Below are 21,772 nucleotides of genomic sequence, written 5' to 3'. Positions count from 1 at the left end.
ACCTCTGCCCGGCGCCTGCTGCCTTCGGTCGGCAGCCGTCTGTTCAAGCGGTTGTGGCGTACGCGGCTTAGCCCCCCTTCTCCTGCCCGGCTGAACCTGGCCCTGCAGGGCGGCGGTGCGCACGGTGCCTTCACCTGGGGTGTGCTGGACGCGCTGCTGCAAGACCCACGCATGCACTTCGAAGGCATCAGCGGCAGCAGCGCCGGCGCCATGAATGCGGTGGTGATGGCGCAGGGCTGGATGACCGGTGGCCGTGACGGTGCCCGTGAAGCCCTGGCCCAGTTCTGGACCGAGGTGAGCCAGCAACTGCCCTGGGGCATGCTGACCACGGGCGGGGGCGATGCCATCAGCCTGTCGCCCGCCACCAAGATGCTGGCGCAGTGGGCGGGGTTCTTTTCTCCCACCGAGTTGAACCCGCTGGCCATCAACCCGCTGCGCAGCTTGCTCAAGCGCCAGATCGACTTCGAACGCCTGCGCGCCGAGAGCCCGTTCAAGTTGTTTGTGGGCGCCACCCAAGTCAACACCGGCAAGCTGCGCCTGTTTCGCGAACATGAGCTAACGGTGGACATGCTGCTGGCCTCGGCCTGCCTGCCCAAGATCCACCACACGGTGGAGATCGACGGCGAACCCTACTGGGACGGCGGCTTTGCGGCCAACCCTGCAGTATTTCCGCTGTTTTACGACTGCGCTGCGGGCGATGTGCTGCTGGTGTTGTTGGCGCCGCTCAAGCACCAGGGCACGCCACACACCAAGGACGAGATCGAGGCGCGCATGGAGGAACTGGGTTTCAAGGCCCACTTCATGCGCGAGATGCAGATGTTTGCCCGCACCCAGGACGCGGTCCACGTCACCCAGCACCAGGGCCCCTTGGAGCAGCGCTTGCAAAGCGTGCGCTTTCACATGATTGACTCCAGCAACCTGGAGAGCCTGCAGCGCAGAGAGACCAAGATGCTGGCGCACGCACCTTTTTTGAACCTGCTGCACGACCAGGGCCTGCTGCGCGGGCAACAGTGGCTGGACGCCCACGCCGGTGCTGTCGGCCAGCGCACCACGGTAGATATGCAGCAGTGGTTGGTTTGACTGCCTAGCCTTCGCCCAGGCGCAAGGGCTGGTCTTCAAACTCAGTGTTCAGCACCACGGTGCTGGTGGTGCGCGTTATGCCAGGAATGGCCTTGATTTGCAGCAGCACGGCCTCCAGGTCACGCGCATGCGCGGTGCGCACCTTGGCCAGCAAGTCGTATTCACCCGCCACGCTGTGCAGTTCCTGCACTGCGCTCACCTCGCGCAGGCGCGCCGAAATGTCGCGGCAGTGCGCGCCGCCGTCGTTGCGAATAGCCACAAACGCGGTGAAGTTCAGGCCCACGGTCAGCGGATCCACACTGATGGAAAAGCGGCGGATCACGCCGCGCTCCAGCATCTTCTTCACGCGCTCATGCACAGCGGCGGTGGATAGGCCCACCTCGGCGCCCACTTCGGCGTAAGAACGACGGCCATCTTCCCCCAGGGCCGTAAGAATTTTGGCGTCGATGGCATCTGTCTGAATAATTACTTGCATTGGGCGGATTTTTCAGTAATATCACGCCTATCGGCGCTTGTTGCCGTAAATTTTACGGACTATTCATGATTTCGGCACTCAATATTCAGCACGGCTGGCGTTTGTCTCCTTTTTTGCGTCTCATGGTGGCGCTGTGGCTGGTCTACATCGTCTGGGGTACCACCTACTTTGCCATCGGCATTGCGGTGCACAGCTTTCCCCCGCTGTGGATGAACGCCACGCGCTTCACACTGGCCGGCGTGATCATGCTGGCCTGGGCCCTGTGGCGTGGCGAGAAGCTGCCCACTTGGCGCCAGTGGCGCAATGCGGCGCTGGTGGGCGGACTGATGGCCTTCATGGCCATGAACCTGGTGGTGTTTGCGCAAAAGCAGGGCATTGGCTCGGGCCTGATGGCCACCGTCATCACCACCATGCCCATGTGGCTGGCGCTGTGGACCCGCCTGGGCGGCGAGCGTGTGCCTATGACGAGTTGGGTGGGCTTGGTGTTGGGCGTGGCCGGTGCGCTGCTGCTGGCTCTGGAGGGCGATTTCTCGGCCAGCTGGCTGGGTGCGTTGGCCGCCTTTGGCGCACCGCTATGCTGGAGCGTGGGCTCGTATGCCTCCCGCAAGCTGGACTTGCCGGGCCCGGCCATGGCATCCGCCACCGAATGGTTGGCCGGTGGGTTGATGGGCGTGGTGGCGGCATCGTTGATCGAACCGCAGGGTGCGCTCAGCAACGTGACGCATGAGGGCTGGCTGGCCTGGTGGTACCTGCTGGTGTTTGGCACGCTGATCGCGCTGAACGCCTACCTGTGGCTGCTGCAAAACACCACGGCCGCCGTGGCGGGCAGCTACTCGTTTGTGAACCCCGCCGTGGCGCTGGTAGTGGGCGTGCTGATTGGCAAGGAAGTGCTGACCGGCTGGGTGTTTCTGGCATTGCCGCTGATTGGCGGCGCACTGGCCATGATCATGTACGGCCCGGCCATCGTGCAGGCCGTCAAGCGCTGGCGCGCTTCGCCGGTCTAGGCCAGGCGCTCAGGCCTCATGGGCCAGGCCCATGAGGTCGGCCAGGTCCTGGCGGCGCAGGGGTTTGGAGAACGAGCCCAGCACCTTCAGGCCGTCTGACACGGCCACCTCGGCGGCGATGGACAGCATCAGGCTGTCTTCCCCGCTGAGCAGGATGACCCCACCCTGGTACTGGCGCTTGGCCAGTTGGCCCAAAAAGTCGATGCCATCGGTCTCTGGCATCAGCATGTCGCAAATCACAAAGTCGGGCGCGCGCTGCATCTGGTCCAGCACCTGGGCGCCGCTGCGGCCGTCCATGGCGCTGTGCACGGCGTGCACGCCCAGGCTGGCCAGCACCTCGCGCAGCAGGGTGTGGCTGAATTCATCATCGTCCACCACCAGCACGCTCAGGGGCAGGGCGGCCACGGCCAGCGCGGCTTGCGCGTGGTCGATGACCTGTTGCTGGCGGCGGCGCGCCAGGCTTTCTTCTATGGCACTTTGAACAAAGCCGGACAGAGACTCGCGCGGACCCAGGAGCGCCTCGATTTCAGCGTGCAGCGCGGGGGACACGGGAATGGCCGGGAGCTTGAACAAATGCATGGCGCATTATTCCACGGCGCCGAGCGCGCACGCCTTTCCTGCGTGGGCAAAAGGGGCATGGCGTGGCCTATAGTTGGCGCTCAATAAGAGGGAGACAACTATGATGAAACGACCCGCAGGCGCCTGCCTGCTCGGGCTGGGGTTGGTGCTGCTCTCGCAGGCCCACGCGCTCACTCCGGCCGAGCGTCCCTACCCGGGCGGCTACACCCAGAGTTCGGTGGATACGCAAAGCCAGCTCATGCTGCTGGACGACAACACCTTTTGCTTTCGCTTCATGGGCGGCGCGCTAGACATGATGGTGGCCGGCCGCTGGAAGGCCCTGCCGGGCAAGGACGCTGGCGTGCAGATCCAGGAGGTGCGGCTGCCGCAGAAGACGAACTTCCCCGCGTTCTCCAAACCCACCGAGGGCAAAGACGTGGTGTTTGACTTCCACGGCTACACGCTGGGCGAGGCCAATGCGCCGGTGTTCGGCGTGTCCACCACGGCCGAGCCCCCGCGCACACTGCGCCCCCTGTTTGGCGATGACAACCACAGCTGGGCCGAGAGCTATAAGCTCCCGCCCATGGAGCGTGCGGCGGCGCGCTACTTCTACATCGGCCATGTGGAGATGGACGCCCGTGGCAAGCCGCTGCAGCTGCGCGTCACCCAGTACCAGCTGCCTACCGCCCAGGGTGGCGCGGGCATGGTGCGCATTGGCTTCAACACCCAGCAGGCCCGCCCGCCGCTGAACTTGGTGGCGAAGATTCAGGACGGCCAGCTGAAGGTGGACGGCCAGCGTTTTGGCAGCCGCGATGCGTTGCCCAAAGCGCTGGTGGACGAGATCCGCAATGTTTGCGTGTCCCCCGTGCTGCTGCCCGGCAAGCCGCGCGTGCGCTCGGCCGACCCAGATGACGAGGACGAACCCCACGATGGCCCACCCCCGATGGAGCCCGTCAAAAACCTGGTGCTGCCACTGACTGCGGTGCAGGGCGACCCCTACTTCCACCCCAAGGCGCTCTAAAACCAGCGAAAACGCGGAGGGTTCTGTATACTGTTTATTTAAACAGTATTTATGGCCTCCGCCCCACCTCCTGACCGCCGTGCGCCGCCGTATGCCGAGCTGCACTGCATCAGCAACTTCAGCTTCCAGCGTGGTGCCTCGCAGCCGGAAGAGCTGGTGGAGCGCGCCCACGCGCTGGGCTACCGCGCGCTGGCCATCACCGACGAATGCTCAGTGGCCGGCGTGGTACGTGCGCATGCCAAGGCCAAGGAGTTGGGCCTGCAGCTGCTGCCGGGCGCCGAGTTTTCCGTGGCACTGGCCGACGGCGGCCACTTCACGCTGGTCGCGCTGCCACACTCGCTGCTGGGCTGGGGCAACCTGTGTGAGTTCATCACCCAGGCCCGCATGGCCGCCCCCAAGGGGCAGTACCGCACCACCTGGGCCGAGTCGCCCTGGGCCCTGCTGGCGGACTGCGAGGTGCTCCTGGCCTTTCCCTCTGCTATCAAAACAGAAGCTGCTTGCGCAATATCCATGCGGGCTAGGTGCCTGTTTGGCACCCATGTGTGGCTGGCGGCCAGCGTGGGGCTGGTGGCGGGGGACGCCACGCAGCGTATGCGCGTGCAGCAGGTGGCCGCGCTCAGCGGCCTGCCGGTGCTGGCCACGGGCGGGGTGCGCATGCATGTGCGTTCGCGCAAGCCGCTGCACGATGTGCTGACCGCCGTGCGCCTGGGCCAACCGGTGTCGGCCTGTGGGTTTGCGCTGCTGGCCAATGCGGAGGCACACCTGCGGTCACGTGCACGGCTGGCCGCGTTGTTCCCGCCTGACTGGCTGGCCAATACATTGACCGTGGCGCAGCGCTGCCACTTCAGCCTGGACGAGCTGGCCTACCACTACCCGCTGGAGGCGGTGTTGCCGGGGCAGACGGCGGAACAGACCCTGCGCCACTACGTGGAAGAGGGCGCGCAGGAACGCTACCCAAACGGTGTGCCCGAGGACATTCGCGCTCGTGTGGAGAAGGAGCTGGCGCTGATTGTCGAGCTGCGCTTTGAGATGTACTTCCTCACCGTGCACGACATCGTGCGCTTTGCGCGCAGCGTCCACATCCTGTGCCAGGGGCGCGGTTCAGCGGCCAACTCGGTGGTCTGCTACTGCCTGCACATCACCGAGGCCAACCCGCATGAGACCTCGCTGCTGTTCGAGCGCTTCATCAGCCGCGAGCGCAACGAGCCGCCCGATATCGACGTGGACTTTGAGCACCAGCGCCGCGAAGAGGTGATCCAGTACATCTACGCCAAATACGGCCGCGAGCGCGCCGCCATTGCGGCCACGGTGATTCACTACCGCCCACGCAGCGCGCTGCGCGATGTGGGCCATGCGCTGGAGATTCCCGAGGACCTGATCACCGCGCTGGCCAAGGAGCACCCCGGCATGTACAGCCGCGAGGTGCTGGCCGGGCGATTGCAGGATGCTATGAAAAGAGTAGCTGATAGCGCAGATGTAACGGGGGCTGCAGCCGAATTTCCTTCGGAGCGGCGACTGCAGCTGTGGCTGGAGCTGAGCATCATGCTGCAGCGCTTCCCGCGCCACCTGAGCCAGCACGTGGGCGGCTTTGTGCTCACCCAGGGCCCGCTGACCCGCCTGGTGCCAGTGGAGAACGCGGCCATGAAAAACCGCTCCATCATCCAGTGGGACAAGGACGACCTGAGCGCCGTGGGCCTGATGAAGGTGGATGTGCTGGCCCTGGGCATGCTCAGCGCCATCCGCCGCTGCCTGGAGATGGTGACGCAGCGGCGCGGCCTGGCACAGCCGTTGCGCATGCAGGACATTCCACGCGGCGACGAGGCCACCTACGACATGATCTGCGCGGCCGACACCGTGGGCGTGTTCCAGATCGAGAGCCGCGCGCAAATGAGCATGCTGCCGCGGCTGCGGCCGCGCACCTACTACGACCTGGTGGTGGAGGTGGCCATCGTGCGGCCCGGGCCCATTCAGGGTGGCATGGTGCATCCGTACCTGAAGGCGCGCAAAGACCCTGAAGCTGCCAAGTCACCGTATCCGGCTCTGGAGAAAGCGCTGGAGCGTACACACGGCATACCGATCTTTCAGGAGCAGGTCATGCAGATCGCCGTGCTGGCTGCCGGGTTCACGCCCGGCGAGGCCGATGCGCTGCGCCGCTCCATGGCGGCGTGGAAGCGCAATGGCAATGTGAGCCAGTACCACGACCGGCTGGTGGGCGGCATGGTGGAGCGTGGCTACCCGCTGGAGTTTGCCGAGGCCATCTTCAAGCAGATGGAAGGCTTTGGCGAATACGGTTTCCCCGAAAGCCACGCGGCCAGCTTTGCACTGCTGGTCTACATCAGTAGTTACCTCAAATGGCATGAGCCCGCCTGCTTTCTGGCCGCCCTGCTCAACAGCCAGCCGCTGGGCTTTTACGGTCCAGCCCAGTTGGTGCAGGACGCGCAGCGCCACGGCGTGACGGTGCGCGCGGTGGATGTGGCACACAGCGATTGGGATTGCAAACTTGAAACCATGGGGTCAGACCACCGCTTTGCACAGCAAAGTGCGTGCTCTGACCCCATCTGTTCAAGCGCGGTGCGCCTTGGCCTGCGGCTGGTCAGTGGTTTCACGAAGCCGGTGGCAGAGCGCATCACCCAGCAACGCCTGCTGTCCCCCTTCACCAGCACGCAAGACTTGGCGCTGCGCTGCCAGCTCGACGCGGGCGATCTCAAGGCCCTGGCCAGTGCCGATGCGCTGCAGTCCCTCAGCGGCCACCGCCGCCAGCAGGTGTGGGACGCCTCGGCACTCTTGCCCGCACCCGCGCTGCTGCAAGGCGTTCCGATTGACGAAGACGATCTGGCACTGCCCGCGGCGGGCGAGGGCGAAGAGGTGACCTTTGACTACGCCGCGGTGGGACTCACCTTACGCTCTCATCCCTTGCTGCTGCTGCGCGAGCAGCTATTCCAAAAGAAGTTGCTGACGGCCGCGCAGATGCGCGACTACCCCACGGGTCGGCTGGTGCGGGCCTGCGGCATTGTTACCGCGCGCCAGCAGCCGCAAACGTCCAAGGGCGTGGTGTTTGTGACGCTGGAGGACGAGACCGGTAGCGTGAATGTGATTGTGTGGAAAAGCGTGCGCGAGCAGTTTCGCCAAGAGGTGTACCGCGCGCGGCTCATGGCGGTCTATGGCGTGTGGCAGCGCGACGACGAGAGCGGTGGTCAGGTGCGCCACGTGGTGGCCAAGCGCCTGGTGGACCTGACCCCCATGTTGGGCGAGTTGATCACCACCAGCCGAGACTTTCACTGAAGAGCGGTACAGTCTGCCCACGTACTTTGGAGCCCACGCATGCACCCTGACACCATGAAACACAAGGCCAGCCTCTGGTTTGGAGACGTCGGCAAGTCCATCCACATCACCGACGTCTACTGGGAGGGCGACATCACCCAGCAGGAACTCATCGAGGTGGCGGACCAGATCTCTCCGGACTGGCAGACCATCGATCTGGAACTGGACCCCCACCATCCTTGCCATGGCCGCACCTACCGCCTGACCCGGCCCATGGCCGACCCGTCAGAGGACGAAGATGCGCTCAGTGCGCGGCAGGTGGAACTTGCGCTGGCGGGCGAGTATGTCTGGGTGCATTGCTGCCAGATCGTGATGAGACCCGATGGCGATCTGCGCGATGACGCGGGCCGCCCGTTTAGCCGCGTGTTCAGCACCCTGATGTTTTGCACCGAGTTCACCTCCTTTGAGGACACGGCGCTGCAATGCGATGAGAACTTTGGCGCTGGCGAGTGGGACGAGTACGAGCTGTACCTGGACGACGCCCTGCCAACCCCGGTGGCGTCCTTCGGTTGAGTGGGGTGGTTGGCACGATGAATAAACCACGGATTTGGGTTGCCGCCCTCGCGGTATTGGTTGCGTTGGTGTTGGCGGCGGGCTGGGCGTGGCGCTCCGCGCCGAAAGAGGCACCCATGGCCCCAACGCCCACTGCTGCTGCCGCGCCGTTAGACACCACGGCGGTAATGGCCAATCTGCAGGACGTGCTGGCGGCCTACCGCAAGATCATCGTGCTGTTTGCCGACGAGAAAACACTGAGCCCCGCCGAGCGCACGGTGGCCAACCAGGTGGGGCAGGGCCTGTTCCATGAAAACCGCCAGCGCGTGGTGGACATGGAAGCCCATTGGGATACCTGGGCCAGCTCGGGCAACCCCCAGCGCTTTGACGCGATTGCTGGCGTGCTGGACTATGTGGAGAGCGGCGCCGGGCTGTTTGATGCCGACCGCCTGGCATTCCGCGAACTGCTGCGCAGCCTGCAGGCCAGTGTGGCAAAGGATTCCTCGTTGCCCGCCATCAAACTGCACAAGCGCATGGGTGAAGACCTGGACGCTATGGCCGAGATCGAGCGCAACTACGAGAAGGAAATTCGCCTGGTATTTGGCCGCTTTGACACGCGCGCCATCGACCTCAAACGTGAACGTTGGGAAGACTACCTGGCCAGCTTGAAGAAGCTCTACAGCCGCGAAAAAATCCTTAAGGACTATGGTGTGGTGTTGCCTTACCCGGCACCCAAGGAAGTGGCCCGCAAGAGCAAGAATGAAGACGAGGGCGAGGTATTTGGCAACAGCCTGCCACCCAAGACCATCGTGCTCACTTTCGACGACGGCCCGCATGGCGTGTACACCGCTGAAATAGCCGCCATCCTCAAACAATACGGCGCACCGGCCATCTTCTTTCAAGTGGGCAGCAACCTGGGCGTGGTGGGTGCCGATGGCAAGGCCAAGCTCAATGCCAAAACCGCCGATGTGAGCCGCAAGCTGCTGGACGCGGGGCACACCCTGGCGAACCACAGCATGACGCATGCCCAACTGTCCAAGCGCAGCGGCGATGCCCTCAAGACCGAGATCCTGGGAACCGACACCCTGCTCACCGCGGTCGACGCACGCCGCTCGGCCCTGTTCCGTTTTCCTTACGGCGCGCGCAATGAGGAGGGGCTGGACCTGCTGGCCACTGCGCATCTGCGCTCCATCATGTGGAACATCGATTCGCTGGACTGGGCCGACCCGGTGCCGTCTTCCATTGCCGACCGCGTGCTGCAAACCGTGGCCAAGGAGGGGCGCGGCATCGTGCTGTTCCATGACATTCATGAGCGCACCGTCAAAGCTCTGCCCGCCGTGCTGGACCGGTTGGTGGCCGAGGGTTACCAGTTTGCCGGCTGGGATGGCAAAGGCTTTGTGGTGTCCAAAGGCGCTGCACCTGCGCCCACACCGGTGGCGGTCAACCCCGGCTACAGCGATTCCTGGGCCATCGTCATCGGCATTGACGACTACGCCAAGTGGCCCAAGCTGCAATACGCCGCGCGGGACGCGCAGGCCATCCGCGAGACCCTGATCCAGAAGTTCGGCTTTCCCACCGAGCACATCGTGTCGCTCACCAACAAGGAGGCCACGCGCACCGGTATCCTGGCGGCCTTCCATGACAGGCTGGCGCACAGCGGCATGAAGAAGAACGACCGCTTGTTCGTGTTCTTTGCGGGTCACGGCGCCACGCGCCAGCTCAGCTCCGGGCGCGACCTGGGTTACATCATTCCCGTGGACTCGGACCCCAACCAGATTGCCACCGACGCCATCCCCATGACCGAGTTGCAGAACATTGCGGAGAGCCTGACCGCCAAGCACGCATTGTTTGTGATGGACGCCTGCTACAGCGGCCTGGGGCTCACCCGTGGTGGTGGTTCGGGCAACTTCCTGCGTGACAACGCCAAGCGCATGGGCCGCCAGATGCTGACCGCCGGCGGTGCGGACCAACTGGTGGCCGACGGTGGACCCAACGGGCACTCGGTATTCACCTGGACCCTGTTGCAGGGCCTGGCCGGCAAAGGTGACCTGAATGGCGATGGCCTCATTACGGCGACCGAGCTTGCCGCCTATGTGGCCCCGGCCGTGGCTGCGGTGTCGCGCCAGACGCCGGCGTTTGGCAGTTTGCCTGGGTCAGAGGGCGGTGACTTTGTGTTTGAACTGCCGGCCGACGGAGAGTTCTTGAGCGGCCAAACTACCCAACTGTCGGGCGACGCCATTGCCCTCAACAGCAAGCTGGACGCCACGCGTCCGCCAGCAGTGCCGGCCAGCGGTGACAAGCCCGCTGCCGCACCGGCCACCACCACGGTGGTGGTGAAAGACCTGCAGGGCGGTGAGCAAAAAATTGTCACCCCCGTGGCCGTGCCGTCGTCCACGCGCCAACTGGCCCAGCGCGCCAACGACCGCGGCTTGCAGCTCTACAAGGAAAAGCAGTACGCGCTGGCCGAAGCCCAGTTCACCGAAGCACTGAAGCTGCGCCCCGACTTTGCGCTGGCCGCCAACAACCTGGGCTTTGTGTACTACAAGCAGGACAAATTTGCCGAGGCCGCTCGCTGGTTTGAGAACACCGTCAAGATCGACCCGTCCCGCGCCGTGGCTTACCTGAATCTGGGTGATGCACATGCCAAGGCCGGTAATGCGGACAAGGCAAAGAAGGCCTTCTCCACGTATCTGGAGCTGGCTCCGAGTGGCCCAGGAGCGACGTATGCGAAGCAGCAGGTGGAGAAAGGTTGAATCAACCCCGCTATTACTTTAGTAGCTGCTGGCGCAATATCCATGGAGGCTAGCGAACTAATATTCTTGAAGCTCTGAGGAAATTTCGTGACCATAGAAGCCAAACTCCATCGCGCCAACGGCGCCCTCACCACCCTGAGCAACGGACGGCATGTCTGGAACGCCGATGTGGACAAAGCCTTGGGTTCTGATGACCGGGCCCCCGATCCGCATGACTTGCTGGACTCGGCCCTGGCGGCCTGTACCACCTTGACGCTGGAACTCTATATTCGCCGCCGCCAGATGCCAGTTACGGATGTGCGCGTGACGGTCGACCGGGTAGAAGAGAAGAACGACCAGGGTGGTGTGCGCTACCAAATGCAGCGCCGCATCTTCATCGAAGGTGACATTGCCGAGGAGGATCGACAACGTCTGCTGGAGATCGCCAACAAATGCCCGATCCACAAACTGCTCAGCGGCGAGATCCACATCGACTCTGAGTTGGCATAGTAGGTCAGCCGCCGAGCTGCTGTGTGTAGCGTATTTCCTCGACTTGAGCGCCGCCCACGTCCAACGTCTTTGAAGAGTTTGCTACCGCCTCAAAGCCAGCCGATGTGTAAAACGCAATGGCCCGTTGATTCTTTGCAAGCACCCACAGGCTGACACTGCTTGCACCGTGTTCCATGGAGTGGAGACGGGATGTAAGCCAGAGCTGGCGGCCTATGCCTTTAGACCAGTGAAGGGGCGACAAGTAGAGCGCCAACAGCTCATCGCTTTGCAAAACTCCATCGCCATCACGGCGCAGTCCCAGTGCGGAGAAGCCGACCACCTGACCGTCGATTTCGGCGACGCTGACATGGGCATGGCCGTTGGCAATGGATTCATCCCACATGGACGTGCGCTTTGCGACAGAAAGCTTAGACAGAAATTCGGCAGGAAGAATGCCGCGATAGGCATGCTGCCAGGTCTGAACGTGAATCTCTGCGATTGCCGGCGCGTCGTGGGCGGTCGCGGTGCGGATCAACAGGGCAGACGGTGGAGGGTGGTCAGGAGCATCCATATAACCAACCGATCACGTCGCTACTGATCGCTGTAACCCCAACACCAGCGTCACCCCATCGTCCTCGTTGCGTGCAGCAATGGTTCCGCCCATCTTCGCCATATAGGTTTTGGCTACAAACAGGCCTTGGCCGCGATTGCCGTTGGCTGCGGATTCTGGCTGGTCTGACACGCCGTATTCAAAAATCTTGTCCAGCAACTCCGGTGCAATCTGCGGGCCGGTGTTGTGGATGGTTACCGTGGCTTCGGTTTCCGTAGTGTGCAGGGCCAGCAAGATGGCGCTACCCGGGGTGCGGCAACGGTTGGCGTTGTGCAGCACGTGGGTCACCACGTCTTCCAGCGCATATTCCTCGGCGCGCACCAGCACGGTACCGTGGTCGCTCGTGTATTGGACATGGGCAATACTCACGCTGGCGGAGTTGGCGGCCACGGTTTGCAGGAACGCGTGCAGTTCCACGGTCTGCACGGCCAGCGCGCTGCTCTGGAAGGCCTCGCTGGGGCTGGCGCTGCCGTACAAAATTCGCACCGCCTGCTGCATACGGTTCACATAGCGCAAGCTGGGGTCGGTGTCGCTGCGGTGTAGCACCATGAGTGATTGCAGCGGTGACATGATCTCGTGGCCCACGGCGTGCCACATGTCTTTCTCCTGCTCGGCCCGAATGCGCTCGCGCTCGGCGTCTTCCTTCACGCGGCGCAGCAGGTCGTTCAGGCCATTGGCCAAGATGCCCAGTTCGTCGTTGCCGCGCAAATCGGCCAGGTCAAAGTGCTCCAGCCCGCCTGTGGTCTTGACGGTTTTGGACAGTTCGCGTGAGCGCTTGGTCAGCCGAGCGATGCGCCGGATGATGCCCACCTCAATCACCAGCCAGGCCAAACCAATCGCCAGCAGCATGGCCCCCACAAACCACGACAACCGGGTGGCCACGGCGCTCAAGCTTTTGTTCACGCTGCGCGCATCGCCGTGCAAATCAATCGTGTAGTTGCCCAGGGGTGTGGCCACATCCTCCTGCAGCGCAATGGGTGCGTCGTAACTGTCCACCGGCAGGCGGCGAATCAAGCGGGTAAGCAGTGGGGACGACTCCGCAGCGGATGACTCGCTGCCTTGCAAGCGCACGAGGTCGGGTGCGTTAAGCGTGCCATTGGATGAGGCACTTTTGCGGATGCGTAGTGTTTCTCCCTGCAGCAACTGGGCGCGCAGGTCCCCCAGCGAGAACGGTGGCACTGCGCCTTCTGCGTTGCTGTCAAACACCACACCAGCCTCACCCGGCGCCAGCACCTCCACACGCACCTGCATCTGCGCCAGGTCGGCCGGAGGCCACACAGGTTTTTCCTTCAGAAACAACGCATCACGCAGTACATCCACCGGAAGCCGCAAAGAGAAGAATGACTTCTTCTCACAGTCGTCGGTGAGTACTGCCGCGTTGTCCAGGCAAGTACTGCCCTGCCAGACCCAGCCACGGAAGTCACGTACCGTGCGCGCACCGGTGTAGTCGCGGCTGCCAATGTCCACATAACCGGTGAAGCGCCCGCGTACTCCTTCGCGCTGCGGGTTGCTGGGGGCGGGCAGGGGCTCGAACGGTGCAATCCAGCGGTACGTTTGGCCACGCAGGTTCACCTCCACCCGCAAGCGGTGTGCGGTGTCCAGGATCTTGTCGCCCACGGTATGCGGTACCAGCGCGGGGCTGGCAAAGGTACCAGCCGCATAGATGAAGCCGCCCGCCCATGGGTTGTTGCCTATTGCCACGCACAGGCTGCCGTAGTGCGGGTACTGCACCAGGCAACCGGTCATTTCCACCGCGTTGCGCACCTTGCTCTGGTCGTCAAAGTCGATGGCTGAAAACGGCAGCAGCACCGGGTGCAGCGGGGTAACGGGTGCCAGTGCATCCGATGGGTTGAGCAGAGCCAATTGACCCGTGGGATGGCGCAGCTGCGCGGCAATTTGCTGTTTGGTCTTGGCAAAGCTTTGCTGGTAGCTGTCATAGCTGCGCTGCTTTTCTTCCTGCAGCACTACCACCGCCATCACCAGCGTGGCCAGGGCCAACAGCAGGAATGCGCTGCGAAACAGAACGCGCAGCCGGAACGACGCGAGCCAGGTCAGGCCGTTCTGCAGCACTGCGTTCACGGCGCGTTGCCCGTGGGTGCATCCGACCAGCGAAAGCCGCGCATGGGGATGTTCTCGATGCGGTCAAAGCCTTCGTCCAGTTCGCGAAAGGCTTCACGGATGGTGCTGATGTGCTTGCGGATGTTGTCGCGGTTGCGCCCGCTCTTCACCACCTCAAACAGGTCGTCGTACGACACTACCTGGCCGCGTTGCTGGTACAGCGTGGCCAGAATGCGCTGCGCCGTCAGTGGCAGGTTGATGCGCTTGCCGCGCCACAGGGCACTACGCTGGCGCAGCGGGTCAATGGACAACTCATCGCTGGCCGGGGTGGGCGCTTCCGCCGCGCCGCGGTCGCGGGTGGCACGCAGGATTTCCAGAAAGGTATCGACAAAGTCGCTCTCGGCAAAGGTGGTTTTTTGCAGGTAATCCCACGCGTCCAGCGCCTTCATGATGCTGCGGTAAATCGCCGCCGGCATGGCCGACACCACCAGCACGGGCGTGCCTTGATGGCCTTTGTTGATGGCGTTGATGATGGCAATGCCTGCATTGCGCTCGCGCCCCAGCTCAATGTCCAGCACCACCATGTCGTAGGCCTCGCGGGCAATGGCGGCCTCTGCCTCGTCGCGGGTGAACCAGGTGTCCACCTGAATGCCGGGGCGCGCAGCACGTATCCATTCGGTGAGCTGTTGGCTGGTGGGGAGGTCATCTTCGATGACGGCAACCTTGGTCATGGGGGCTTCCTTCATGGCGCAAGTATCTCCCGTCTGCGATCCGCTGGCGCTGGCCCGGTGTGAGTGTTTCTTCACGCCGCGGGAGCAGTCCCGCCCCACGACGGCATTGATTGCTCTTGGCCCCTGGGCAGACCATGGAGTCCCAGTCAACAACCAAGGAATTCACCATGTCGGATCGTGTCAATCACCTCATCAACGGTTTCAAGGGCACCATGCGCAAGGTTGCGGCCGGCACCGGCGCAGTGTCGCGCAAGACCCTGGCCTGCCTGCCCGGCCGGGGCGCTGTGATTGCATTGGGCCTGTTGGCCGCAGGCGGTTATGCGCTGTATGCCCACCCTCCCATGCAAAGCATCGGGCGCGGCGAAGTGGGCATGCGTCTGAACCAGCTGACCGGTTCGTCCACCGAAGTGCGCGATGGTGCGGTGCTGATCGTCCCCGGTCTACATGAGCTGCGTCGCTTCTCGTTGCGTGACCAGGTGTACCGCCCTACGGCCAACACCAGTGCCAGTGGCGCCGCGCCGTTCCAGTCGGTGGAAGGGCTGTCCATTGGGGTGGACATCTCGGTGCGCTATGCGCTGGACGAAGCCAAGATCGCCGCCATGGCGCGCGATCTGCCGGACAACATCAATGGCGAAATCGTGGAGCCTGTGGTGCAAGGTGTCCTCTACAAGACCCTGGCGCGCTACACCGTGCGCGAAATTTTCTCCGGCAAACGCCAGGAAATTCAGCAAGTGATCGAAGCCGAACTGAAACCCCGACTGGCCAAGGACGGGATCAAGCTCGAAGCCGTGACCATGGGGAAAGTAGACCTTCCCCCCGACTACAAGGCGGGCATGGAACACCTGCTGGCCGAAGAATTGGCCACCGAGAAGATGCGCTACACGCTGGAGTTGAAAGAAAAGCAGGTCAAACAGACGGAACTGGAGGCCCAGGCTGACAAGGTGCGCCGTGAGACGTCCGCCATGGCCGCGGGCGAGGAGCAGATCATTGCTGCCAAGGCCCAAGCCGAGGCCATGAAGCATGTGCTGCCTTTCAAGCAAAAGCAGATTGAGCAGCGTGCGCTGGAAGCCGAAGCTGAGAAGGTCTCTCGCATCAAGACTGCAGAAGGCACTGCGCAGGCCCGCCGTATTGAAGCCTCGGGCGAGGCCGACTCGCGCAAGAACCTGGCCGATGCCGAAGCCTATCGCCAGGACCGCATTGGCAAGATCACCAGCGAACAGCTGGCGCGCGATGGGGCGCTGATTTCCAAGAACCCCTTGCTAATCCAGAAGACCATGGCCGACAAGCTGTCGGACAAGATCACGGTGATCATTGCGCCCCCCTCGGTCAGTGGTGGCTTTATTGGTTCGGGTTTGTTGGGCACAGGCAAGCAGGACTCGACACAGTTGGTGCGCGGCGCTGACACTGCACAAGACACCACCGAAGGAGCGCAATAACATGTTGGCCTCTGCATTGCTGGTGGTGGCCATCGTCACCCAAGACCAATCGGCCCTGCGTTCCGCACCGCGCGAGTCAGCGCCCCAGCAAGTCATGCTGGCGCAGGGCGACAGCCTGGAAATTCGCGGTCAAAAGGGGGACTACCTGCAGGTCTATGACCACCGCCGCGAGCGTGCGGGCTATGTGCGCGCCACACAGGTGCGCAGCCAGTCGCTTGCACCCCAAGCTGCGCCAGAGCTGCTGTCCGTGGTGCGCTTTCTGCGCGATACACCGGGGTCGGAAGCCTTGGGCATCGCCTATGCCGCGGCTTACCTGCGTGCCGCTCCGCCCGAGGCGATCAACGGTGAGGCGTTTGATGCATTGGGCACGTTGTCTGAGCGACTGGCGCGCCGTGCGTCAGCCCGCCAAGGCAAGGCCAGTGGGGATGCGCTGGCAGCCCATCTGGACGTAGCCGCAGGCTACGGGGTGGAAATGCAGAGTTTTGAGCGCGATGGACAAGTGCAGCTCTGCTACAACGGCGATGCCTTTCGGCGTGTGCTCGCTCTACCCGCCACGGATGCGCAGAAGGCCACCGCAGCGCTGGCTCTGACCCGGCATGACTGCGTGGCCCCCAGCCTGACGCCGGTGGAGCGCTTTGCACAGGACAACTGGCGTGCGGAGGTGCTGGACCGGGTGGAGATGCGTGATTTGCCTGAGGTACTGAAGAACCGGTTGCATCTGCGCAAGGCCGGTGTGTGGGCCAGTCTGGCCTACCAGCGAGCTCGCCGTGCAGACATTGCGCCAACGGCTGTGCAAGCAGCAGCCAGTCGTGCGGTGCAGGAGTTGGCGGGAGTCAACAAAGCCGAGCTGGGCGACTATGACGCCTATGCCTACAGCGACGCAGCCGTTCGCGTGGGGGCATCCCGTTGGGGCATAGCGCTAGAGCTGGCGGCGCAGTCCAAGCAACCGATAACCAAGCTATCGGTGCGCCTGAGCGCCGGCCAGCCGGGAGAGACCTGCGTGCATTTGGTAGATGCCAAGCACGATATGAAAACCCCATTGCTGACGCGCTGCACCTACGGGGTGGTGTGGCCCGCCTCGGTGAGCTTCAACCGGCAGGGCACTGCTGTGGCATTGGCGGTGCAGCCGCTGGACACCTGGCGTGAGATGTGGGTGTTTCAGCAAGGCCCTGCTGGCTGGAGCGCCAGCGTAGTTCCCCCTGGATTGGACAACCCCAGCCTGGGGTATGTAGAGTTTGCAGGCTGGGTACCTGGCAACACGCAAATGCTGGCGGCCCGTGAAGCCAAGGTGGATGGCCGTTTCAAGAGCAGCTTTGAAGTGCTGCGCACCAGCACGCTGGAGGTGGAAAAGCAGGCTGACAAACCCGGAAACTTGAGCGTCTTCTATCGCTGGCAGGACCCGGCCTGGAAAGGCGGCACGGTTAGCTTGCGCTGATCTGCCTTGTATGGCCAATGCCTTTCGCTTCTATTGCTGGGCGTTGGCCTCGCGCACCAGCTGTGCGCAGTCGCTGTCCTTGCCAGGGCCCGCGTCGACCAGCGGAATCAATGCCAGCAGCGGGTTGATCACCCCCAGGGCCAGAGCGCCCGCTGCGCGCAAGGCTACGCGGCCTTTGTCCACCGTCACCTTGGGCTGCGAAAAACTGCCGCGCACATACAGCGGGCTGCGCAGGGCCAGCGGGCTGGTGGTCTTGGTTTTGGGGCTCAGGGTCAAGTCCAGTTGCTCCTGTGCCAGGTCAATGCTGCCCGTGCCCAGCACGGTGGTGACCTGGGTGTCCAGAACCAGCGCCTGGGTTTGCATCTTGCCCTGCGTGACTGCAAAGTCGGCCACGGCGCATCGCAGCTTGACCAGCCGGTCGCCCGTCAGGTTCAGGGCCACGATTTCCCACACATGCAAGCCCACCTTCTCCATCATCAGCTGGCTGATCTGGCCACCGTCCACCACCAGGCCCAGTGTGCCGCTGGAGGTGGCCAGCATGCTGCCCACCGAGTTGCCGGTGCCCGTCAGGTCCAGGTCGCCATAGACCTGGCCCACGCTGTTGCGGTTGGCCGCAATGGTGGGAAAGAGTTTGGACAAAGTGACGCCGCGGGCACGCACCTGGGCGTGTGCCTTGATCGGGTTGCTACGCCCATCCAGCGCGATCTTGCCGTGCAACTGCCCGCCCGCCAAGCCGAAGTTCAGCGGGTCCAGCGTCAGCACTGCATCGCGCAGTTGCAGATGGGCATCCAGATTTTCCAGTGGCAGGGCTTTGGCGCGTAGCAAGGTCTTGGCCCGCAGTTGCACTTCGGCGTCCACCGAATCCCAACGTGTGGCATGGAAGGGCAGGTCTGGCAAGACGTGGCCTGACGTTGTCGCTTGGGGCGCGGTGGTGGCAGTGCCGGATTCAGCCCGTGCGCCAATCACCGGGCCCAAGTCATCCAGTGCCAGCAGTTCGGAGCGCAAGTCCGCCGTCAGCGCGGGACGTTGGCCGCCGGTGACCACCTGGGCAAAACCGGCGATGTCGCTGGCCCCCACACGCCCGGAGAACTTTTCATAGCGCCAGGTGGCGCCACTGCGCAGCAAATGGCCTTCGGTCGCGTAGGCGCGCGTGGTGGGAAACGCGATGCCCAGCAGCGGGTACAACTGTTCCAGACTGTCCCCCTGCAGCTTCATGTGCATGTCCACGGCGGTGAGCGCCAGCAGGCCAGTCACCGTGCCGTCCAGTCGCACACGGGTGCGGCCCGCGGTGGCGTCCAGCGTGAGCGGGTAAGGGTGGTTGGTGTCGCGCAACGCCAGCACCGGGCCCCCGCTGCCTTGCGCCTTGACGGCCAGGCCCTTGTAGTGGCCTTGCACGGTAAAGCTCAGCGGCGTGGCGATGTTTTCTGAGGTGGATAGCGCCGCATGCAGATGGGTCTTTTGAGCCACGTCGTCATAGCCCAACGTGCCTTGGGCCACTTCCACACGCCCGACCACCATGCGTGCGCTTTCGTCCCGTTGGTCCAGGTCCAGCAGCCAGCTTTTGCGGCCGTCGCTAGCGTGTTCCAGGAAGACCGTCGCCTGCTCCAGCGCCACCTCGGGAAACACCACCTGGCCCTGCAGGAGTTGCAGCACATCCACGGACACGCCTACCCCTTCTGCGACCAGCATCTGCGGCTCCTTGGCCCATACGGGGTTGGCAAACCTCACGCCGGCCGCGTGCCAATGGACCGCCGGCCAGCCCCATTGCGCGCTCAGGTCTCCCTGGATCACCAGTTCGCGGCCGGTCTTGTGCAGCACAAAACGCTCCAGTGGTGGACGCAACCAGTTCCAGCCCAGGAGTGCGATGGTCAGCACGCCCAGCAGTACCACGGCCACCAGGGTGCCCACCACTTTGGCGAGGGCGCGCAATGCTATCGGTATTTTCATGGTGTCACTGCTTTGTGTTGCACCAGAAAGCCGGCGAGTTGTGCCAACACCTCCTGCACGGCGGCGTTGGCTGCGGCCACTCCGCCTTGCGGTGTTTCTGCGGGGGCCTGCACGTCACTCTGGAACTCGCGCCAGGCCAGCACTTTGCGGGTCTTGTCATCCACCAGGTAGGCACGCAGCACGAACTGCACGCGGCTGGGACTGGTGCGAAAGCTGTGTTGCAACCGAATGATTTCGGTGTCCAGTCGCACATCGCCTGTGGCGCTGGCAGGGGTCAACACAATTGCGGAAAAAGCCTCTGTGCGCTCCAGCGCCGAGGCCAGCAAGGGCCTGAGCATGCGGGCGGGTGTGTCCACCCATTCGCTGTGGGCAAAGTACTCCAACTGGTGGTCTGTACGGATAAAAATGATTCGCTGGCTGTCAAAACCCGAGGCTGCGCGCGTGGGGGTCACTACCAAGGTGGGGCGTGCTTGCAATGGGGCGGCGGTCAAAGCGCCCAGTGTGGCAACTGGCGGTACATCCAATGAATAAAAGGCCGGAGGCTTGGCACTGTCGGGGCGCAGCGAGCTGCATGCACCCAGGGTGGCTGCACAACACAGCAGAAGCAGGATGCGTGCAATGCGGTGGGGTGTGGATGGGTATTCGGATGCGGTCATGGTTTGTCCTCTAATTCCCCCGGGCCGTTGGGGACCGGAGGGCGCCCGAAGATCAGGCCGCTGGGGTCGCGACGGGTTTGTTCGGACAACAGGCGCAGCGAGCTGCTCAGGGTGCTCAGTTCGCCCAGCAGGCGCTCCAACTCAGGCAGTGTTTCGGCGCTGAAGCGTTTCACGTCAGCACCAATCACGTCCACCGTCTGGCCCGTACTGATGCTGGTTTTGGCAACTTCGGTCCCCATTTTTTGTACTGCGTCTGCACTGCTGCCGATGCGCTGTGCCAGCCCCTCCAGTTTGCCGCTGGCACGGGCTGTGTTCTTCAGGGTCGTGGCCGCATCGGACAGACTGCTGTCGATGCTGTCCTTGCGGGTAGCCACGGTATGCACCACCACGGCCATATCGGCCAGGGTGCTGCGCAGCGCGGCCTGGTTGTCCGGACTGAGAATCGCATTGATGTTGTTGGAGGTGCTGTCCAGCTTGGCCAGCACACTGGTCAGCACGTTTTCCAGTCGGGCCGCCAATGAGGGGGCCGTCTTGATCTGCGGATACGGCGCCCCTGCCTGGGGCCGCAAAGCCGGGGACGCGGCGCTGCCGCCACTGAGTTCCACATAGGCAATGCCGGTCAGGCCCTGGGTCTTCAGGACGGCCAGCGTGTCCTCTTTGACCGGCGTGCCCCGTTCGATGGCGAAGAGCAGGTTGACGCGTTGGGGGTGGTTGGGGTCCAGCTGGATGGACTGCACCTTGCCCACATTCACGCCGCTGTACTTGACCGGTGCGTCCAGATTCAGCCCGGACACCGATTCGTCCTCGACGGCCAGGTACACGTCGTACTGGGTTTGCCACGCGCCCCCCGACGCCAGCCAGAGCAGGCCGGCGACCAGCACGGCGCCCAGCGTGAGCACAAAGGCTCCCACCAGCGCATAGTTCACTTTGGTTTCGATGGCGGTTTCTCCCGGGTTTGCGCCGCATGCGCGCGTGGACCTTCAAAAAAAGCGCGCACGGCAGGCTTGTCTACTTGGGCCAGTGCTTCCATGGAGTCCACGCCCTGCACGGTGCCGTCGGCCAGTACGGCCACGCGGTCAGCCACCTGCCAGAGCAGGTCCAGGTCGTGGGTGATCATCACGACGGACAAGCCAAACTCCGCTCGCAGGTTCAGCAACAGGGCGTCCAGCCCCGCAGCACTGTGCGGGTCCAGTCCTGCGGTGGGCTCATCCAGAAACAGTAGCTCTGGTTCCAGTGCCAGCGCCCGGGCCAGTGCAGCCCGTTTGAGCATGCCGCCGCTGATTTCGGATGGCAGCTGCTGGCCGACTTCAGCCTGAAGCCCTACGGCCAATAACTTGGACATCGCAATGGCATCGACCTCTGCATCGCTCAACCGGCGGTGCTCCCGCAAGGGCAGGCCAATGTTTTCCAGCACCGTCAGCGAGCCAAACAAGCCCCCCTGCTGGAACAGCACCCCAAACCGCTGGCGCAGCGCCAGTGCGGCCGCAGCGGTGATGTGGGCCAGGTCGGTGCCCAGCACCCGTACGCTGCCTTCGTTGGGGGTGTGCAAGAGGATCATTTCCCGCAACAGCGTGGACTTGCCGGTTCCGCTGCCACCAATCACCGCAAAGATTTCTCCCCTGCGCACTTCGAGGTCAACACCCTGATGCACCACATGGCTGCCAAAGCGCGTTACTACGCCTTGCATATGGATCACCAGATCTGTGGCGGGTGTAGGGGGCGCCATG

Annotated in this window: 18 protein-coding genes; 9 read left to right on the top strand and 9 right to left on the bottom strand. The window is 63.5% G+C overall.

Annotated elements, in window-relative coordinates; translation table 11 throughout:
• The first annotated feature begins 39 nt into the window (after window positions 1-39).
• Window positions 40-1,080, top strand: a complete 1,041-nt coding sequence (locus J2X15_RS05445) for a patatin-like phospholipase family protein (protein ID WP_409034258.1) — start codon at window positions 40-42, stop codon at window positions 1,078-1,080.
• A gap of 4 nt (window positions 1,081-1,084) precedes the next feature.
• Here the strand turns inward: J2X15_RS05445 and J2X15_RS05440 are convergent, their stop codons facing one another.
• Window positions 1,085-1,555, bottom strand: coding sequence for an Lrp/AsnC family transcriptional regulator (locus tag J2X15_RS05440; RefSeq protein ID WP_310340096.1), 471 nt, complete (start codon window positions 1,553-1,555; stop codon window positions 1,085-1,087).
• 65 nt (window positions 1,556-1,620) lie between these two features.
• Between J2X15_RS05440 and J2X15_RS05435 the strand changes: the two genes are divergently transcribed.
• The gene (locus J2X15_RS05435) at window positions 1,621-2,559 is read left to right on the top strand and encodes an EamA family transporter (RefSeq protein WP_310340095.1); all 939 of its coding nucleotides are present in this window, start codon (window positions 1,621-1,623) and stop codon (window positions 2,557-2,559) included.
• 9 nt (window positions 2,560-2,568) lie between these two features.
• On the opposite strand, the gene J2X15_RS05430 is transcribed toward J2X15_RS05435, so the two are convergent.
• Complete coding sequence (locus J2X15_RS05430; RefSeq protein WP_310340094.1) at window positions 2,569-3,138, bottom strand: YlcI/YnfO family protein; 570 nt, start codon at window positions 3,136-3,138, stop codon at window positions 2,569-2,571.
• Window positions 3,139-3,238: 100 nt separating this feature from the next.
• On the opposite strand from J2X15_RS05430, the gene J2X15_RS05425 reads away from it, so the two are divergent.
• The 5 genes from J2X15_RS05425 (at window position 3,239) to J2X15_RS05405 (ending at window position 11,193) form a co-directional block, all read left to right on the top strand.
• Window positions 3,239-4,138, top strand: a complete 900-nt coding sequence (locus tag J2X15_RS05425) for a hypothetical protein (RefSeq protein ID WP_310340092.1) — start codon at window positions 3,239-3,241, stop codon at window positions 4,136-4,138.
• Between the two features lie 51 nt (window positions 4,139-4,189).
• Window positions 4,190-7,420, top strand: a complete 3,231-nt coding sequence (locus J2X15_RS05420; RefSeq protein WP_310340090.1) for an error-prone DNA polymerase — start codon at window positions 4,190-4,192, stop codon at window positions 7,418-7,420.
• A gap of 39 nt (window positions 7,421-7,459) precedes the next feature.
• Window positions 7,460-7,972, top strand: coding sequence for a hypothetical protein (locus tag J2X15_RS05415; protein ID WP_310340088.1), 513 nt, complete (start codon window positions 7,460-7,462; stop codon window positions 7,970-7,972).
• A gap of 116 nt (window positions 7,973-8,088) precedes the next feature.
• Complete coding sequence (locus J2X15_RS05410) at window positions 8,089-10,704, top strand: polysaccharide deacetylase family protein (protein WP_310340087.1); 2,616 nt, start codon at window positions 8,089-8,091, stop codon at window positions 10,702-10,704.
• 87 nt (window positions 10,705-10,791) lie between these two features.
• Window positions 10,792-11,193, top strand: a complete 402-nt coding sequence (locus J2X15_RS05405) for an OsmC family protein (protein WP_310340086.1) — start codon at window positions 10,792-10,794, stop codon at window positions 11,191-11,193.
• A gap of 4 nt (window positions 11,194-11,197) precedes the next feature.
• Here the strand turns inward: J2X15_RS05405 and J2X15_RS05400 are convergent, their stop codons facing one another.
• Genes J2X15_RS05400 through J2X15_RS05390 form a run of 3 tightly spaced genes read right to left on the bottom strand, consistent with a single transcriptional unit; the run spans window position 11,198 to window position 14,571 of the window.
• Window positions 11,198-11,707 (bottom strand): GNAT family N-acetyltransferase, encoded by a 510-nt coding sequence (locus J2X15_RS05400; RefSeq protein ID WP_310340085.1) that lies wholly within the window; start codon window positions 11,705-11,707, stop codon window positions 11,198-11,200.
• 48 nt (window positions 11,708-11,755) lie between these two features.
• Window positions 11,756-13,861: a sensor histidine kinase gene (locus J2X15_RS05395; RefSeq protein WP_310340083.1), complete on the bottom strand. Its 2,106-nt coding sequence runs from the start codon at window positions 13,859-13,861 to the stop codon at window positions 11,756-11,758.
• Window positions 13,858-14,571 carry a response regulator transcription factor gene (locus J2X15_RS05390; RefSeq protein WP_310341225.1) on the bottom strand — a complete coding sequence of 238 codons (714 nt, stop codon included), beginning with the start codon at window positions 14,569-14,571 and terminating at the stop codon, window positions 13,858-13,860. The genes J2X15_RS05395 and J2X15_RS05390 overlap by 4 nt, the downstream gene beginning before the upstream one ends.
• Before the next feature lie 167 nt (window positions 14,572-14,738).
• Here J2X15_RS05390 and J2X15_RS05385 point away from each other — a divergent pair, with 167 nt between their 5' ends.
• Complete coding sequence (locus tag J2X15_RS05385) at window positions 14,739-16,007, top strand: prohibitin family protein (protein ID WP_310340081.1); 1,269 nt, start codon at window positions 14,739-14,741, stop codon at window positions 16,005-16,007.
• 1 nt (window position 16,008) lies between these two features.
• Window positions 16,009-17,442 (top strand): SH3 domain-containing protein, encoded by a 1,434-nt coding sequence (locus J2X15_RS05380; RefSeq protein ID WP_310340079.1) that lies wholly within the window; start codon window positions 16,009-16,011, stop codon window positions 17,440-17,442.
• Window positions 17,443-17,472: 30 nt separating this feature from the next.
• On the opposite strand, the gene J2X15_RS05375 is transcribed toward J2X15_RS05380, so the two are convergent.
• From J2X15_RS05375 to J2X15_RS05360, 4 genes are read right to left on the bottom strand one after another with little or no spacing between them, the layout of a single operon-like run.
• The gene (locus J2X15_RS05375) at window positions 17,473-19,389 is read right to left on the bottom strand and encodes an AsmA family protein (RefSeq protein ID WP_310340077.1); all 1,917 of its coding nucleotides are present in this window, start codon (window positions 19,387-19,389) and stop codon (window positions 17,473-17,475) included.
• Window positions 19,386-20,045: an ABC-type transport auxiliary lipoprotein family protein gene (locus tag J2X15_RS05370; RefSeq protein WP_310340075.1), complete on the bottom strand. Its 660-nt coding sequence runs from the start codon at window positions 20,043-20,045 to the stop codon at window positions 19,386-19,388. The genes J2X15_RS05375 and J2X15_RS05370 overlap by 4 nt, the downstream gene beginning before the upstream one ends.
• A complete protein-coding gene (locus tag J2X15_RS05365) occupies window positions 20,042-20,971 on the bottom strand; it encodes an MlaD family protein (protein ID WP_310340074.1) in 930 nt (309 codons plus the stop codon). The genes J2X15_RS05370 and J2X15_RS05365 overlap by 4 nt, the downstream gene beginning before the upstream one ends.
• A complete protein-coding gene (locus J2X15_RS05360; protein ID WP_310340072.1) occupies window positions 20,968-21,771 on the bottom strand; it encodes an ABC transporter ATP-binding protein in 804 nt (267 codons plus the stop codon). The genes J2X15_RS05365 and J2X15_RS05360 overlap by 4 nt, the downstream gene beginning before the upstream one ends.
• Between the last annotated feature and the right edge of the window lies 1 nt (window position 21,772).

This window comes from Rhodoferax saidenbachensis (assembly GCF_031457975.1).
In the GTDB taxonomy this organism is placed as follows: Bacteria; Pseudomonadota; Gammaproteobacteria; order Burkholderiales; family Burkholderiaceae_C; genus Allorhodoferax; species Allorhodoferax saidenbachensis_A.
Note: the sequence above shows the minus strand (reverse complement) of the source record. Positions and strands in the feature narration are given on the sequence as shown.

Coding starts and splice junctions, on each gene's coding strand:
- J2X15_RS05415 (WP_310340088.1), top strand. CDS start 7,460: ATGCACCCTGACACCATGAAACACAAGGCCAGCCTCTGGTTTGGAGAC.
- J2X15_RS05360 (WP_310340072.1), bottom strand. CDS start 21,771: ATGGCGCCCCCTACACCCGCCACAGATCTGGTGATCCATATGCAAGGC.
- J2X15_RS05430 (WP_310340094.1), bottom strand. CDS start 3,138: ATGCATTTGTTCAAGCTCCCGGCCATTCCCGTGTCCCCCGCGCTGCAC.
- J2X15_RS05425 (WP_310340092.1), top strand. CDS start 3,239: ATGATGAAACGACCCGCAGGCGCCTGCCTGCTCGGGCTGGGGTTGGTG.
- J2X15_RS05390 (WP_310341225.1), bottom strand. CDS start 14,571: ATGACCAAGGTTGCCGTCATCGAAGATGACCTCCCCACCAGCCAACAG.
- J2X15_RS05410 (WP_310340087.1), top strand. CDS start 8,089: ATGGCCCCAACGCCCACTGCTGCTGCCGCGCCGTTAGACACCACGGCG.
- J2X15_RS05435 (WP_310340095.1), top strand. CDS start 1,621: ATGATTTCGGCACTCAATATTCAGCACGGCTGGCGTTTGTCTCCTTTT.
- J2X15_RS05440 (WP_310340096.1), bottom strand. CDS start 1,555: ATGCAAGTAATTATTCAGACAGATGCCATCGACGCCAAAATTCTTACG.
- J2X15_RS05380 (WP_310340079.1), top strand. CDS start 16,009: ATGTTGGCCTCTGCATTGCTGGTGGTGGCCATCGTCACCCAAGACCAA.
- J2X15_RS05370 (WP_310340075.1), bottom strand. CDS start 20,045: ATGACCGCATCCGAATACCCATCCACACCCCACCGCATTGCACGCATC.
- J2X15_RS05420 (WP_310340090.1), top strand. CDS start 4,190: ATGGCCTCCGCCCCACCTCCTGACCGCCGTGCGCCGCCGTATGCCGAG.
- J2X15_RS05375 (WP_310340077.1), bottom strand. CDS start 19,389: ATGAAAATACCGATAGCATTGCGCGCCCTCGCCAAAGTGGTGGGCACC.
- J2X15_RS05385 (WP_310340081.1), top strand. CDS start 14,739: ATGTCGGATCGTGTCAATCACCTCATCAACGGTTTCAAGGGCACCATG.